Source organism: Arthrobacter celericrescens (genome assembly GCF_003614925.1).
GTDB lineage: Bacteria > Actinomycetota > Actinomycetes > Actinomycetales > Micrococcaceae > Arthrobacter > Arthrobacter celericrescens.
In genome coordinates this window covers 88,795-104,367 of sequence record NZ_QYLP01000031.1, presented here as the reverse complement: position 1 = coordinate 104,367, position 15,573 = coordinate 88,795, and the positions used below count along the sequence as shown (strand labels likewise).

Here is a 15,573-nt window from a genome sequence, read left to right as displayed (position 1 = left end):
AAGAATAGCCATGCAGGACCTTGGAATCATCAGCCCGGGCCTGGAGGAGTTCCGCGAACTCGCCGCACACAGCAGGGTCATTCCGGTCCGCCTGAAGGTGCTGGCCGACGCGGAGACCCCGATCGGGCTCTACCGCAAGCTGGCGCAGGGCGAGCCCGGCACCTTCCTGATGGAATCGGCCGCCGTGGGCGGCGTGTGGTCCCGCTATTCGTTCATCGGCGCACGGTCCCGCGCCACCCTGACCAGCAAGGACGGCCAGGCCCACTGGATCGGCGAACCGCCCGTCGGCGTGCCCGTTGACGGCAGCCCCGTCGACGCCGTCCGGGACACCGTGGCCGCGCTCCAGACCGAGCGTTTCCCGGGCCTGCCGCCGTTCACCTCCGGCCTGGTGGGCTTCCTCGGCTGGGAGACCGTGCGGCACTGGGAGAAGCTGACCAGCCCGCCCGAGGACGACCTCCAGCTGCCCGAAATGGCGCTGAACCTCGTCACGGACATGGCCGTGCACGACAACATGGACGGCACCGTCCTGCTGATCGCCAACGCCATCAACTTCGACAACAGCTCCGAGCGGGTGGACGAAGCCTGGCACGACGCCGTCGCCCGGGTGAAGGCCCTGCTCGAACGGATCAGCACCCCCGTGGCGCAGCCTGTTTCAGTCCTGGCCAACGAGGCGCTCGACTTCGCCTCCAGCGTGCAGGAGCGGTGGGACGAGCAGGAATACCTGAACGCCATCGACCGCGGCAAGGAAGCGATCGTGGACGGCGAGGTGTTCCAGGTGGTCATCTCGCGCCGCTTCGAACTGGAGTGCGCCGCCGACCCGCTGGACGTGTACCGGGTGCTGCGCAACACCAACCCGAGCCCGTACATGTACCTCTTCAGCCTCGAGGACGCCGACGGGCGGGCCTACACGATCGTGGGCTCGTCCCCGGAAGCCCTCGTCACCGTGAAGGACGGGGAGGTCATCACCCACCCCATCGCCGGTTCGCGCCCCCGTGGCAAGACCGTCGAAGCGGACAAGGCCCTGGCCACAGAACTGCTCGCGGACCAGAAGGAACGCGCCGAGCACCTCATGCTGGTGGACCTGTCCCGCAACGACCTCTCGAAGGTCTGCGTCGCGGGCACCGTGGACGTCACCCAGTTCATGGAGGTCGAGCGCTTCAGCCACATCATGCACCTCGTCTCCACCGTCGTCGGCGACCTCGCACCCGGAGCCACCGCATATGACGTCCTGAAGGCCACCTTCCCGGCCGGCACGTTGTCCGGGGCGCCCAAGCCGCGCGCCCTGCGCCTGCTGGACGAACTCGAACCGCACCGCCGTGGCATCTACGGCGGCGTGGTGGGGTACCTCGACTTCGCCGGCGACATGGACATGGCCATCGCGATCCGCTCGGCCCTGCTGCGTGAAGGCCGGGCCTACGTCCAGGCCGGCGGCGGCATCGTCGCCGATTCGCACAAGCCCGCCGAAGCGCTGGAAACCGTGAACAAGGCGGCGGCACCGCTGCGCGCCGCGCACATCGCCGCGTCGCTGCGCAACATCTCGGCCGAATCGGTCGACGGCGGCGCCGGCAGCTCCGGGGGAGCCGGAACCGGCAGCAGCGGGGCAAGTGCCAAGTGACGTCCGCAGATGCCCGCGGCGCGGGAACGGAACGGCCCGTGAAGCCGCCGTTCTGGGCGCGCAAGGCAAACCTTGTGCTGGCCACGGCCGTGTTCGCCCTGGCGGTGTTCGGCACCACCACCCAAAGCTGGATCGACGTCCGCCTGGACCCCGCGGCCGCAGCCAACGCCGAGCTCCACGTCCAGGGCAGCAAGGCGGCCACCGCGGTGACCGCCCTGGCCCTGGTGGCCCTCGCCGGGGGACTGGCGGCCTCGATCGCCGGCAGGATCGCGCGATGGATCATCGCCGCGCTCGTCCTGCTGGCCTCGGCCGGAATCATCGTTGCGGCCGCAACCGTGCTCGCCGATCCGCTCGGCGCCGCCCAGGGCACCATCGCCGCCAGCACGGGCATCTCCGGCGGCCAGGCCGCAGTGAGCGCCACGCCCTTCCCGGTCCTCGCCGTCGTCGCCGCCTCGCTCCTGGCACTGTGCGCACTGGGGCTGCCTGCGGCCGGCCGCTACTGGAAGACGCGGACCAAGTACGACCGCGGGCAGACCGCCCGCGCCGGCAGCGGCCCCGTTGACGAGATCGACAGCTGGGACAGCCTCTCCCGCGGCGAAGACCCGACGTAACGTGTGCGGGCCACGGCGCCGGCCGTGTCCCGGGGCCTGCCAATAAATGGCAGAATGTAAGCAGTATCCATCCTGAGGAGATTCCACCATGAGCAAAACCACCTTGTCCGCCAGCAAAGCCCCCGAAACCGCCGCCAGCCACAGCGACGCCATCGGCCACGGCAACAGCCCGGCCGCGTGGACTTGCGTGATTGTCATGCTCGTCGGGGCCCTCGTGTCCTCCATTGCTTTCGTCATCGCCAACACCCCGGTGTTCATCGCCGGCGCAGTGGTGATGGTCGCCGGCCTCATCGCCGGCTGGGCCATGCGTAAGGCCGGTTACGGCGTCGGCGGCAGCAAGCTGAAGAACGCCGGCCACTGACTGTGACCGTTCTTGATGACATCATCGTCGGTGTCAGGGAGGACATGGCTGCCCGCCAGCGGCTGAGCAGCCTCGCCGAGGTCAAGGAACGCGCCCTCGCGGCGGCCCCGGCACTGGACGCCTGGACCGCCCTCGGCGGGCCCGCGGCGCAGCGCGATGAGCTGAAGGTCATCGCTGAGATCAAGCGCCGCAGCCCCTCCAAGGGTCACCTCGCCTCGATCACAGACCCCGCCGCCCTCGCCGTGCAGTACGCCGACGGCGGTGCCTCCGTGATCAGCGTCCTCACCGAGGAACGCCGCTTCAACGGTTCGCTCGCCGACCTGGACACCGTACGGGCCGCCGTCGACATCCCGCTGCTCCGCAAGGACTTCACGGTGGACGAGTACCAGATCTGGGAAGCCCGCGCCCACGGCGCGGACCTGATCCTGCTGATCGTCGCGGCCCTGTCCGACGCCCAACTGCAGGAGTTCAGCGCCCTGAGCCACGAGCTCGGCATGAACGTGCTGGTCGAGACCCACACGCCCGAGGAAATCGAGCGTGCGGCCGCCGCCCAGGCGCGCATCATCGGCGTGAACGTGCGCAACCTCAAGACGCTCGACGTCGACCGTTCCCTTTTCGCCTCGCTTGCCGGAAACATTCCTGCGGGCGCCGTCGTCGTGGCGGAATCGGGCGTGCGGAACGCCGACGACGTCGCACACTACGCGGGCAACGGCGCCCACGCGATCCTCGTGGGAGAGGCGCTGGTCAGCGACTCGACGCCCCGGGAACGCATCGCCGAATTCAAGGCGGCCGGCGCGGCCGCCATGGCCGTCAGCCGCTGACGCCAGCTCCCGGGCGGCGCTGCGCCGCCTGGGAGGACCCGAACCATCAACTGACCCGAGCACTAATTGAACAGGACGGTGAGACCTTTGGTGGACGCACCAACATCCAAGCCGGAGCAGAATGCGGCCGACGCATTCCTGCAGGGCGGAGCTTCGCTGCGTAACGCGAGCGGGCCCTACTTCGGTTCCTACGGCGGACGCTGGATGCCGGAGTCGCTCATCGCGGCCCTGGACGAGGTGCAGGACACCTTCGAGAAGGCCAAGGCCGATCCCGAGTTCATTGCCCAGCTCAATGACCTGAACAAGAACTACTCGGGCCGCCCGTCCCTGCTCACCGAAGCCAAGCGTTTCTCCGAGCACGCCGGCGGAGCCCGGATCTTCCTCAAGCGCGAAGACCTCAACCACACCGGTTCGCACAAGATCAACAACGTCCTCGGCCAGGCCCTGCTTGCCAAGCGCATGGGCAAGACCCGCGTGATCGCCGAAACCGGCGCCGGCCAGCACGGTGTCGCCAGCGCCACCGCGGCAGCCCTGCTCGGCTTGGAATGCGTCGTCTACATGGGCGCCGAAGACTGCCGCCGCCAGGCCCTGAACGTGGCACGCATGCAGCTGCTCGGTGCCACGGTGGTCCCGGTGACCAACGGCTCCCAGACCCTCAAGGACGCCATCAACGACGCCCTGCGCGACTGGGTCACCAACGTCGAAAACACCCACTACCTGCTGGGCACCGCGGCCGGAGCCCACCCCTTCCCGGCCATGGTGCGCTTCTTCCACGAGGTCATCGGCGAGGAAGCCCGCGCCCAGATCCTGGACCAGACCGGCAAGCTGCCCGACGCCGTCTGCGCCTGCATCGGCGGCGGATCGAACGCGATCGGCCTCTTCCACGCCTTCCTGGACGACTCCTCCGTGAAGATCTACGGCTTCGAGGCCGGCGGCGACGGCGTCGAGACCGGCCGCCACGCCGCTGCCATCACCCTGGGCCGCCCCGGTGTGCTGCACGGTGCCCGCTCGTACCTCATGCAGGACGAAGACGGCCAGACCGTCGAATCGCACTCGATCTCCGCCGGCCTGGACTACCCGAGCGTCGGCCCGGAGCATTCCTACCTCGCCGACATCGGCCGCGTCAGCTACGAACCGATCACGGATACCGAGGCAATGGACGCGTTCCGGCTCCTGTGCCGTACCGAAGGCATCCTGCCCGCCATCGAGTCCGCCCACGCCCTGGCCGGCGCCATCAAGGTGGGCCAGCGCCTCACCGAAGGCAAGGCAGACCCGTCGGAGGTCTCGATCATCGTGAACCTCTCCGGACGCGGTGACAAGGACGTCGAGACGGCGGCCGCCTGGTTCGACATGCTCGACGAAGACGGCAACGTCAAGGGCACCACACTTTCCACCCGCGCACCCAAGGGACCTGCCGAGCGTGGCTCAGAGGACCAGCGCAGCACGGAGGACCAGCGCAGCACGGAGGAGCAGAACCGATGAGCGAAACCACCAGCAAGTCCGCTGCCGCGATCGACCGCGCCAAGGCCGAGGGACGCGCTGCCCTCATCGGCTACCTGCCCGCCGGCTACCCGGACGTGCAGGCCAGCATCGACGCCGGCATCGCCCTGGCCCGCAACGGCGCCGACCTCATCGAGATCGGCATCCCGTACTCGGACCCCGTCATGGACGGCCCCGTCATCCAGGCCGCCACCACCGAGGCGATCGCCAACGGCTTCCGCGTGGCCAGCGTCTTCGACGTCGTGGCCGGCATCACCGCCGTCACCGATGCCGCCGTGCTGGTCATGACTTACTGGAACCCCGTCATGCGCATGGGCGTGGACGAGTTCTCCCGCCGCCTCGCCGAAGCCGGGGGAGCGGGCCTCATCACGCCCGACCTCATCCCGGACGAGGCCGCCGAATGGCTCGAGGCCTCGGACAAGTACGGACTGGACCGGGTGTTCCTCGTGGCGCCCTCCTCAACGCCCGAGCGCCTGGAAATGACCGTCAAGGCCAGCCGCGGCTTCGTCTATGCGGTGTCCATCATGGGCATCACCGGCACCCGCCAGGCCGTCAGCGGCAGCGCCGAGAAGCTCGTCGCCGACACCCACGCCGCAGGTGCCGAACGCGTCTGCGTCGGCCTGGGGGTCTCCACCCCCGAGCACGTCCGCGAAATCGCGGCCTACGCCGACGGCGTGATCGTCGGCAGCGCGCTGGTAGCGGCCGTGCGCGACGGCGGCGTGGACGCCGTCGGGAAGCTCACCAAGGACCTCAGCGCCGGCCTCCGCCGGGAAACCGCGCAGGCCTGACCGCCAGTATCGAGCGCAGCCCCAGGAAAAGGAACAACCTAAGCACATGCAGAGCCTCCTCCACGCAGCAGCAGCGGCCCCACTGAGCATTCCCAGTCCGGGCTGGTCCGGATTCGACATCCCGCTGCCGTGGGGGACTTTGCGTATCCACGCTTACGCGCTGTGCATCCTGCTCGGCATCGTCGTCGGCTTGTGGCTGACCGCGGTCCGCTGGAAGCGCCGCGGCGCGCCCGAAGGCAGCCTGTGGGACATCGCCATCTGGGCCATCCCCTTCGGGATCATCGGCGGACGGCTCTACCATGTGTTCTCCTCGCCCGACGCCTACTTCGGCCCTGGCTTCGACGGCACGGGTGACCTCAGGCTGATCCCGCAGGTCTGGCGCGGCGGCCTGGGCATCTGGGGTGCCGTGGTCCTCGGCGCCGTCGGTGCCTGGATCGGCTGCCGCCGGCTTGGCCTCAAGCTCACTGCCTTCCTGGACGCAGCCGCCCCGGGGCTGCTGCTGGCCCAGGCTATCGGGCGCTGGGGCAACTGGTTCAACCAGGAGCTCTTCGGCGGGCCGACCAGCCTGCCCTGGGGCCTGCAGATCGACCCCGCCAGCCCGAACTTCCCGGCCGGAATGCCGGCCGACACGCTCTTCCACCCGACGTTCCTCTACGAATCGCTCTGGAACCTGGCCGGTGTCGCAATCCTGCTCCTCCTGGACCGCCGCTTCCACTTCCGCCGCGGCCGGCTGTTCTGGCTGTACGCGATGTACTACACGCTCGGCCGGGTCTGGATCGAGGCGCTGAGGATCGACGACGCCGAGCAGATCACCCTGTTCGGGATCAGCACCCGCCTGAACGTCTGGACCAGCATTTTCGTCTTCCTCGCGGCCCTCATCATCTTTGTCCTGCTCGGAATCCGGGCCGCCAAAGCCCCCGATTCGGTTTACCTGGCGGGCCACGGACCGGACCGCGACGTGACCACTCTCACCGGTCATGATTCGGACAGTTCTGTCTCAGATAGTGGTTCGCGTGGTAATCTCCCGGAGAAGAACAGTGATCTGACCCACCCCTCGGCGCCCTCGGACGCGGACGGGAAAACCCCCTCGGACACCCCTTCGGAAGCCGCGCAGCGGCCCGCCGGAGGCACGGGGGAGGCCGGGTCCGAATCCGGGCCGGACGCAGGCAGGACCACCTAGCCGACGCCGCGGCCCCGGGGCACCGGGCTACCGCCAAGAACCCCCGCCACAGCGTCGTGGCACCTTCGTGACAACCGGGCAGCATACGATCGCCGCCAGGGTCAAGACGGGCCGGAGCCCATGCGTAACTCTTCGCTGCGCGTTGGTGGCTGGCCTACAATTTCAGTAATTCAGCGCTTTGTTGTGCCCGTCACACGGCAGACAAGGTGGGGCCAACGTTGTCCCTTCCATTCGCACGATCTCGAGGAAGGACGTCTTCATGACCCGTCTTCATCGCCCCAGCCAGACCGGAACGGTTGAGCCGCAGGGAGCCATCTCTCCCTTCAAGCGTTTCGCTGCGCTCCCGGAGGCCCGCGGCCTGTACAACCCGGAGCAGGAGAAGGACGCCTGCGGCCTGGCAATCATCGCCACGCTGCGTGGAGAACCCGGCTACGACATCGTGGATGCGGCCCTGACCGCACTGCGCGCCCTCGAACACCGCGGCGCCGTCGGCGCTGACGAAGGAACCGGCGACGGCGCCGGCCTGCTCATGCAGATCCCGGACGAATTCTTCCGCGCTGTCGCCGAATTCGAACTGCCTGCCCCCGGCCAGTACGTGGTGGGCACCGCTTTCCTGCCGGCCGAAGGCCGCGAGGCGGAGACCGCCAAGGCCGGCATCGAAGGACTTGCCGCCGATGAGGGCCTGGCCGTCCTAGGCTGGCGTGAGGTTCCCGTCGTGGCCGACCTCGTCGGCGCCATGGCCCGCGCCTGCATGCCGTACTTCGCCCAGCCGTTCTTCGCCTCCGCCACCGGCGAGACCCTGGACCGCAACGAGCTGGACTCCCGCGCCTGGCGCATCCGCAAGCGCGCCCAGAACAAGTTCGGCGTGTACTTCCCGTCCCTGTCCTCGCGCACCATCGTGTACAAGGGTATGCTGACCACCGCACAGCTGGAGCCGTTCTACCCGGATCTGTCGGACAAGCGCTTCAAGACCAAGCTGGCGATCGTCCACTCGCGCTTCTCCACGAACACCTTCCCGTCCTGGCCGCTGGCCCAGCCCTTCCGCACCATCGCGCACAACGGTGAAATCAACACCGTCAAGGGCAACCGGAACTGGATGCGTGCGCGCCAGTCGCAGCTGGCAAACCCGCTGCTCGGCGACGCCCCGGAGGAGCTGTACCCGATCTGCACCCCGGGCGCCTCCGACTCCGCGTCCTTCGACGAGGTGGCCGAGCTCCTGTGGCTTTCCGGCCGCCCGATCACGCACTCGATCATGATGATGATCCCGGAGGCCTGGGAAAACCACGCCACCATGGACCCGGCACGCCGTGCCTTCTACGAGTACCACTCGCTGCTCATGGAGCCGTGGGACGGCCCCGCCGCCGTGTCCTTCACGGACGGCAACCTGGTTGGCGCCACCCTGGACCGCAACGGCCTGCGCCCCGGGCGCTACTGGATCACCGAAGATGGCCTGATCGTGTTCGCCTCCGAGGTGGGCGTGATCGACGTCGAACCGTCCAACGTGGTCAAGAAGGGCCGCGTCTCCCCGGGCAAGATGTTCCTCGTGGACACCGAGGCCGGCCGGATCATCGACGACGCCGAGGTCAAGGCCGAGGTGGCCGCCGCCAACCCGTGGGCCGAGTGGCTCAAGGACAACCTGATCGATCTCAACGATCTTCCCGAGCGCGAGCACGTCGTGCACACCGCCGCGTCCGTGAACATCCGCCAGCGCACCTTCGGGTACACCACCGAAGAGCTGAAGATCCTGCTTGGTCCGATGGCCCGCACCGGCGCCGAGCCGCTCGGCGCGATGGGCTCGGACACCCCGGTGGCCGTGCTGTCCAAGCGCCCGCGCCTGCTGTTCGACTACTTCGTGCAGTCCTTCGCGCAGGTCACCAACCCGCCGCTGGACGCCATCCGCGAGGAACTGGTCACGTCCCTTAAATGTGCCATCGGACCCAACGGGAACCTGCTCGATGTCGGACAGGTCCGCCAGCCGCAGGTGTCCCTTTCCTTCCCGGTGATCAACAACGACCAACTCGCCAAGATTGCGAACATCGAGAACGCCGACGGCGACAAGATCGCCATGAAGGTCCGCGGCCTTTACCGCCCCGAAGGCGGCGAAGCGGCCCTGCGTGCCCGCCTCACCGAGATCTGCGAACAGGTTTCCGGCGCGATCAACCGCGGCGTGCAGTACATCGTGCTCTCGGACCGTGATTCCAACGCGCAGTGGGCCCCGATCCCGTCCCTGCTGCTGGTCAGCGCTGTGCACCACCACCTGCTGCGCAGCGCCAACCGCACCAAGACCGCGCTGGTGGTGGAGGCCGGTGACGTTCGCGAAACGCACCACGTCGCCGTCCTGGTCGGCTACGGTGCCGCCGCCGTGAACCCGTACCTGGCGATGGAATCCGTGGAGCAGCTGATCAGCACCGGCGAAGTCGTCGGGGTCACTCCCGAGGACGGCGTCTACAACCTGATCAAGGGCCTCGGCAAGGGCGTCCTGAAGATCATGTCCAAGATGGGCATCTCCACGGTGGCCTCCTACACCGGTGCCCAGACCTTCGAAGCCCTGGGCCTGTCCCAGGAACTCGTGGACGAATTCTTCTCCGGCACGCACTCCCAACTGGGCGGCGTGGGCCTGGACGTCATCGCCGCGGAAGTGTCGGCGCGCCACCAGATGGCTTACCCGGAGGGCGGCATCGAGCAGCCGCACCGCCCGCTGCTCGGCGGCGGCGAGTACCAGTGGCGCCGCGACGGCGAACCGCACCTCTTCAACCCGGAGACGGTGTTCCGCCTGCAGCACGCCACCCGTGAGCGCCGCTACGACATCTTCAAGTCCTACACCCAGGGCATCGACGACCAGTCGAAGAACCTGATGACCCTGCGCGGCCTGCTCAAGTTCAAGGACGGCCTCCGCCAGCCGGTGCCGCTCGAGGAAGTCGAGCCGGTCTCCAGCATCGTCAAGCGCTTCTCCACCGGTGCGATGAGCTACGGCTCCATCTCCAAGGAAGCCCACGAAACCCTTGCCATCGCCATGAACCGGCTGGGCGCGAAGTCCAACACCGGTGAAGGCGGCGAGGACGTGGACCGCCTGCTGGACCCGGAGCGCCGCTCCGCCATCAAGCAGATCGCGTCCGGACGTTTCGGTGTGACCAGCCTGTACCTGAGCAACGCCGAGGACATCCAGATCAAGATGGCCCAAGGCGCCAAGCCCGGCGAAGGCGGCCAGCTCATGGCCCAGAAGGTCTACCCCTGGGTTGCGCGCACGCGCCACTCGACCCCCGGTGTCGGACTCATCTCCCCGCCCCCGCACCACGACATCTATTCGATCGAGGACCTCGCGCAGCTCATCTACGATGCCAAGCGCGCGAACCCCTCGGCGCGGGTGCACGTGAAGCTGGTGTCCGAGGTCGGCATCGGCACGGTGGCGTCAGGCGTAACCAAGGCGAAGGCCGACGTCGTGCTGGTTTCCGGCCATGACGGCGGGACCGGTGCCTCGCCGCTGAACTCGCTCAAGCACGCGGGTGTCCCGTGGGAGCTCGGCCTCGCCGAGACCCAGCAGACCCTCATGCTCAACGGCCTGCGCGACCGCGTGGTGGTGCAGGTGGACGGCCAGCTCAAGACCGGCCGCGACGTCGTCATCGCTGCGCTCCTCGGCGCTGAAGAGTACGGCTTCGCCACGGCTCCGCTGGTGGTTTCGGGCTGCATCATGATGCGCGTTTGCCACCTGGACACTTGCCCCGTGGGCGTCGCCACGCAGAACCCCGAGCTGCGCTCCCGCTTCACCGGCAAGCCCGAATTCGTGGTCAACTTCTTCGAATTCCTTGCCGAGGAAGTGCGCGAACTGCTGGCCGAACTGGGCTTCCGCAGCCTCGAAGAGGCCATCGGCCACGCCGAGGTGCTCGACTCCCGTGAGGCGATCGACCACTGGAAGGCCGACGGACTGGACCTCGATCCGATCCTGCACGGCCTCGAGTTCGACGACGACGTTCCGCTGCGCAACCTGACCGGCCAGAACCATGAGCTGGACAAGCACTTCGACCAGCGGCTCATCACGATGGCAGCCGAGGCGCTCAGCGACCGGTCGCCCGTCAGGATCTCGCTCGACGTCATCAACACGGACCGCTCCGTGGGCACGATGCTCGGACACGTGGTGACCAAGACCTTCGGCACCGATGTGCTGGCCACGGACACCATCGACATCACGCTCAACGGCACCGCCGGCCAGTCCCTGGGCGCTTTCCTGCCCGCGGGCATCACCCTGCGCATGTTCGGCGACTCCAACGACTACGTCGGCAAGGGCCTCTCCGGCGGCCGGATCATCGTCCGCCCGGACCGCAACAACGTGTTCCAGGCCGAACGCAACGTCATCGCCGGCAACGTGATCGGCTACGGCGCCACGAGCGGCGAAATGTTCCTGCGCGGCCAGGTGGGCGAACGCTTCCTGGTCCGCAACTCCGGTGCCACCGCCGTCGTCGAAGGAATCGGCGACCACGGCTGTGAGTACATGACCGGTGGCCAGACCCTGATCATCGGCCGCACCGGCCGCAACTTCGGCGCCGGCATGTCCGGCGGCACCGCCTACGTGCTGGACCTGCAGCCCGCACGCGTCAACAAGGAAGCGCTGGACTCCGGTGAGCTCCAGCTCCTTGAACTCGACGCCGAGGACCGTGACATCGTGCACGGCCTGCTGGTCAAGCACCTTGAGGAAACCGAATCTGTCCTGGCCGGCCGCCTGCTCGAGAACTTCGACGACACGGCCGCCCGTATCACCAAGGTACTGCCGCGCGACTACGCTGCAGTCCTGCAGACCCGTCTCTCAGCCATCGAAGAGGGCCTCGACCCCGACGGCGAAGAAGTCTGGTCCCGAATTCTGGAGGTAACCGGTGGCTGATCCACGCGGATTCTTGAAAGTCCGGCAGCGCGAAACGCAGCCACGCCGCCCCGTTCCGGTCCGCATCATGGACTGGAAGGAAGTGTACGAAGCCCAGGACAAGGGCGTGCTCAAGAGCCAGGCAGGCCGCTGCATGGACTGCGGCGTGCCGTTCTGCCACCAGGGGTGCCCGCTCGGAAACCTGATCCCCGAATGGAACGACCTCACGTGGCGCGGCAAGGGCGAGGAAGCCATCGAGCGCCTGCACGCCACGAACAACTTCCCGGAGTGGACCGGCCGCCTGTGCCCGGCCCCCTGCGAGGCGTCCTGCGTGCTGGGCATCAACCAGCCCGCGGTCACCATCAAGCAGGTGGAAGTCTCGATCATCGACGAGGCGTTCGAAAACGGCTGGGTCCAGCCGTTGCCGCCCACCCGCCTGTCCGGCAAGACCGTCGCGGTGGTCGGTTCCGGCCCCGCCGGGCTCGCCGCTGCCCAGCAGTTGACCCGCGTGGGCCACACTGTCGCCGTCTACGAGCGTGACGACAAGATCGGCGGCCTGCTGCGCTACGGCATCCCCGACTTCAAGATGGAGAAGGAACAGGTCGACCGCCGCATCGAGCAGATGAAGGCCGAAGGCACCCGTTTCCGCACCGGCGTGAACGTCGGCACCGACGTCACCTGGGAGCAGTTGCGCCGCCGTTACGACGCCGTCGTCATCGCCACAGGTGCCACCGTGCCGCGCGACCTGCCCATCCCGGGCCGCGAGCTTGAAGGCATCCATTTCGCCATGGACTACCTGGTTCCGGCCAACCGCGCGGTTGCGGGGGAGACCGTGGAACACCAGATCGACGCCCGCGGCAAGCACGTGGTGATCCTGGGCGGCGGCGACACCGGCGCCGACTGCCTCGGCACCGCGCACCGCCACGGCGCCGCGTCCGTCACCACCCTGGCGATCGGCAAGCAGCCGCCGCTGGAGCGTGCAGCGCACCAGCCGTGGCCGACCTTCCCGACCCTGTTCGAGGTCGCAAGCGCCCACGAAGAAGGCGGCGAACGCACGTACCTGGCCTCCACGGTCGGCTTCGTCGGCGAAAACGGCAGGCTCACCGGCGTCAAGGTCGCCGAGACCGAGTTCGTGGACGGCAAGCGCCTGCCCAAGGCCGGCACCGAGCGCGTCATCCGGGCGGACCTGGTCTTCCTGAGCCTGGGCTTCACCGGGGCCGAACCGGCCGGCATCACCGAACAGGTGCACGCCGAGTTCGACGGCCGCGGGAACGTGGCCCGCGACGGCTACTACATGACCAACACCGAAGGTGTATTCGTGGCGGGCGATGCCGGACGCGGACAGTCCCTCATCGTCTGGGCCATTGCCGAGGGACGCGCCTGCGCGGCCGCCGTCGACAAGCACCTCATGGGAAGCACCATCCTCCCGGCACCTGTCGCTCCTACGGACCGGGCGATCTCCGTCCTGTAGGCACCGCAAGTTCCCCATCCACATCCAGCAGCACAATTACTAGGGTAGGTATATGAGACGCGCGAAAATCGTGGCAACCTTCGGCCCGGCCATCTCCAGCTTCGACAACACCCTCGCGGTGCTCGAGGCCGGCGTCGATGTCGCCCGCATGAACATGAGCCACGGCGACTACTCCGTTCACGACAACACTTACGAGAACGTCCGCAAGGCCTCCGCCCAGTTGCACAAGCCGGTCGCCATCATGGCCGACCTGCAGGGACCGAAGATCCGCCTGGGCCGTTTCGTCGAGGGCCCGCACGCCCTCGAGGTCGGTGACACCTTCACCATCACCACCGAGGACGTCCCCGGTACCAAGGACATCTGCTCCACCACGCTCAAGAGCCTCACCGAAGACGTCAAGGTTGGAGACACCCTCCTGATCGACGACGGCAAGGTGTCCCTGCGCGCGACCGCGGTGGACGACGTCAAGGTCGTCGCCACCGTCACCGTCGGCGGCATGGTGTCCAACAACAAGGGCATCAACCTGCCCGGCGTCGCCGTCAACGTCCCCGCACTGAGCGAAAAGGACGAGGACGATCTCCGCTGGGCCATCAAGCGCGGGGTCGACCTCGTGGCGCTCTCCTTCGTCCGTGATGCGGCCGACATCAAGCGCGTGCACGAGATCATGGACGAAGAAGGCCGCCGCGTTCCGGTGATCGCCAAGATCGAAAAGCCGCAGGCCGTGGACCAGTTGCACGAGATCATCGACGCGTTCGACGCGATCATGGTGGCCCGTGGCGACCTCGGCGTCGAGCTGCCGCTCGAAGAGGTGCCGATCGTCCAGAAGCGCGCCATCGAACTGGCCCGCCGCTGGGCCAAGCCGGTCATCGTTGCCACCCAGGTCCTCGAATCCATGATCGACAACCCGCGCCCGACCCGCGCCGAGGCCTCTGACTGCGCCAACGCCGTGCTCGACGGTGCCGACGCCGTCATGCTCTCCGGCGAGACCAGCGTGGGCAAGTACCCGATCGAGACCGTCAAGACCATGGCGCGGATCATCGAGTCCACTGAGGAGCACGGACTGGAGCGCGTTCCTCCGCTGGGCACCAAGCCCAAGACCCGCGGCGGCGCAATCACCCGCGCCGCCGTCGAAATCGCCGACCAGCTGGAAGCGAAGTACATCTGTACCTTCACCCAGTCCGGTGACTCCGCACGCCGCCTGTCCCGCCTGCGCCCGATCAAGCCGGTCTTCGCCTTCACCCCGGTGGAGCACGTCTGGAACCAGCTGGCCCTCACCTGGGGCATCCGGCCGGTGCTGGTCTCCACCGTGGACCACACGGACGCCATGACCGCACAGGTCGACCGCAGCCTGCTGGACATGAAGCTCGTCGACAACGGCGACCTCGTGGTCATCGCTGCCGGTTCGCCTCCCGGACAGGCCGGTTCCACGAACTCCCTGAAGGTGCACAAGGTCGGCGACCTTGCCGACACCTCCAAGGCAAGTGCGGAGCGCAAGGAAAAGCTCGGCCCGTGGCCGGAAAAGAAGAAGAAGAAGCCGGCCAAGGCCTGATCTTCTTCCGCTACAGCAAAGGAGGCTCCCGCCGTTTTGGCGGGGGCTTCCTTTGCTGTTTCTTCCTCAAGTACGACGGCGGTCGGTGCGGTATGCGAAAAAGGCGCCCGGCCGCCGTCGTACGGCTTCCGGACGCCTCTTTGCGGCGTGACGCTTAGTTGACCTGGTTGATGATGGTTTCGGCCACTTCGCGCATGCTCAGGCGGCGGTCCATGGAGGTCTTCTGGATCCAGCGGAAGGCTTCCGGCTCGGTCAGGCCCATCTTGGTGGTCAGCAGGCTCTTGGCGCGCTCCACGAGCTTGCGGGTGGCGAACTGCTCCTGCAGGTCGGAAACTTCGCTTTCGAGGGCCTTGATCTCCTCGTGGCGGGAGAGGGCGATCTCGATCGCCGGGATGAGGTCGGCCGGGGTGAAGGGCTTGACGACGTAGGCCATGGCGCCGGCGTCGCGGGCACGCTCCACCAGTTCCTTCTGGCTGAAGGCGGTCAGCAGGACCACCGGGGCGATGCGGGCCTTGACGATCTTTTCGGCGGCGGAGATGCCGTCCATGACGGGCATCTTGACGTCCATGAGCACGAGGTCCGGGGTGAGCTCCTCGGCCAGTTCCACGGCCTTCTCGCCGTTGTCCGCTTCGCCGACGACGTCGAAGCCCTCGCCCTTCAGGATTTCGATGATGTCGAGGCGGATGAGGGTCTCATCTTCTGCGACAACAACGCGGCGGACAGGCTGGGAAGCGGGCTTGGATTCCGTCTGTTCTGACACAGGATCTCCTTGGAGGGTACGGCGGGTTCTCCACCATCTTAGTGGCCCCGGTTTCGTGCGTATGA

The 15,573-nt window shown here is 67.6% G+C and carries 11 protein-coding genes; 10 read left to right on the top strand and 1 reads right to left on the bottom strand.

The features are described from left to right. The first annotated feature begins 10 nt into the window (after positions 1–10). The 10 genes from D3654_RS07165 (at position 11) to pyk (ending at position 14,748) form a co-directional block, all read left to right on the top strand. Entirely contained in the window at positions 11–1,615 is a 1,605-nt protein-coding gene (locus D3654_RS07165; protein WP_120520825.1) for an anthranilate synthase component I, read from the top strand. Next, a complete protein-coding gene (locus D3654_RS07160; protein ID WP_205571751.1) occupies positions 1,612–2,226 on the top strand; it encodes a Trp biosynthesis-associated membrane protein in 615 nt (204 codons plus the stop codon). Before D3654_RS07165 ends, D3654_RS07160 begins: the two co-directional genes overlap by 4 nt. An 88-nt stretch (positions 2,227–2,314) precedes the next feature. Further along, the gene (locus D3654_RS07155; protein WP_120520824.1) at positions 2,315–2,587 is read left to right on the top strand and encodes an HGxxPAAW family protein; all 273 of its coding nucleotides are present in this window, start codon (positions 2,315–2,317) and stop codon (positions 2,585–2,587) included. Positions 2,588–2,589: 2 nt separating this feature from the next. Further along, positions 2,590–3,408 (top strand): indole-3-glycerol phosphate synthase TrpC, encoded by an 819-nt coding sequence (trpC, locus tag D3654_RS07150; RefSeq protein ID WP_120520823.1) that lies wholly within the window; start codon positions 2,590–2,592, stop codon positions 3,406–3,408. 87 nt (positions 3,409–3,495) lie between these two features. Beyond that, the gene (gene trpB / locus D3654_RS07145) at positions 3,496–4,890 is read left to right on the top strand and encodes a tryptophan synthase subunit beta (protein WP_120520822.1); all 1,395 of its coding nucleotides are present in this window, start codon (positions 3,496–3,498) and stop codon (positions 4,888–4,890) included. Beyond that, positions 4,887–5,696: a tryptophan synthase subunit alpha gene (trpA, locus tag D3654_RS07140; RefSeq protein WP_120520821.1), complete on the top strand. Its 810-nt coding sequence runs from the start codon at positions 4,887–4,889 to the stop codon at positions 5,694–5,696. The genes trpB and trpA overlap by 4 nt, the downstream gene beginning before the upstream one ends. Positions 5,697–5,742: 46 nt before the next feature. Next, positions 5,743–6,876, top strand: a complete 1,134-nt coding sequence (gene lgt / locus D3654_RS07135) for a prolipoprotein diacylglyceryl transferase (protein ID WP_120520820.1) — start codon at positions 5,743–5,745, stop codon at positions 6,874–6,876. Positions 6,877–7,135: 259 nt separating this feature from the next. Then, the gene (gltB, locus tag D3654_RS07130) at positions 7,136–11,749 is read left to right on the top strand and encodes a glutamate synthase large subunit (RefSeq protein WP_120520819.1); all 4,614 of its coding nucleotides are present in this window, start codon (positions 7,136–7,138) and stop codon (positions 11,747–11,749) included. Then, positions 11,742–13,199 (top strand): glutamate synthase subunit beta, encoded by a 1,458-nt coding sequence (locus D3654_RS07125; RefSeq protein WP_120520818.1) that lies wholly within the window; start codon positions 11,742–11,744, stop codon positions 13,197–13,199. The genes gltB and D3654_RS07125 overlap by 8 nt, the downstream gene beginning before the upstream one ends. A gap of 52 nt (positions 13,200–13,251) precedes the next feature. Beyond that, the gene (gene pyk / locus D3654_RS07120) at positions 13,252–14,748 is read left to right on the top strand and encodes a pyruvate kinase (protein WP_120520817.1); all 1,497 of its coding nucleotides are present in this window, start codon (positions 13,252–13,254) and stop codon (positions 14,746–14,748) included. A gap of 154 nt (positions 14,749–14,902) precedes the next feature. On the opposite strand, the gene D3654_RS07115 is transcribed toward pyk, so the two are convergent. Further along, entirely contained in the window at positions 14,903–15,508 is a 606-nt protein-coding gene (locus D3654_RS07115; protein WP_120520816.1) for an ANTAR domain-containing response regulator, read from the bottom strand. Positions 15,509–15,573 lie beyond the last annotated feature (65 nt).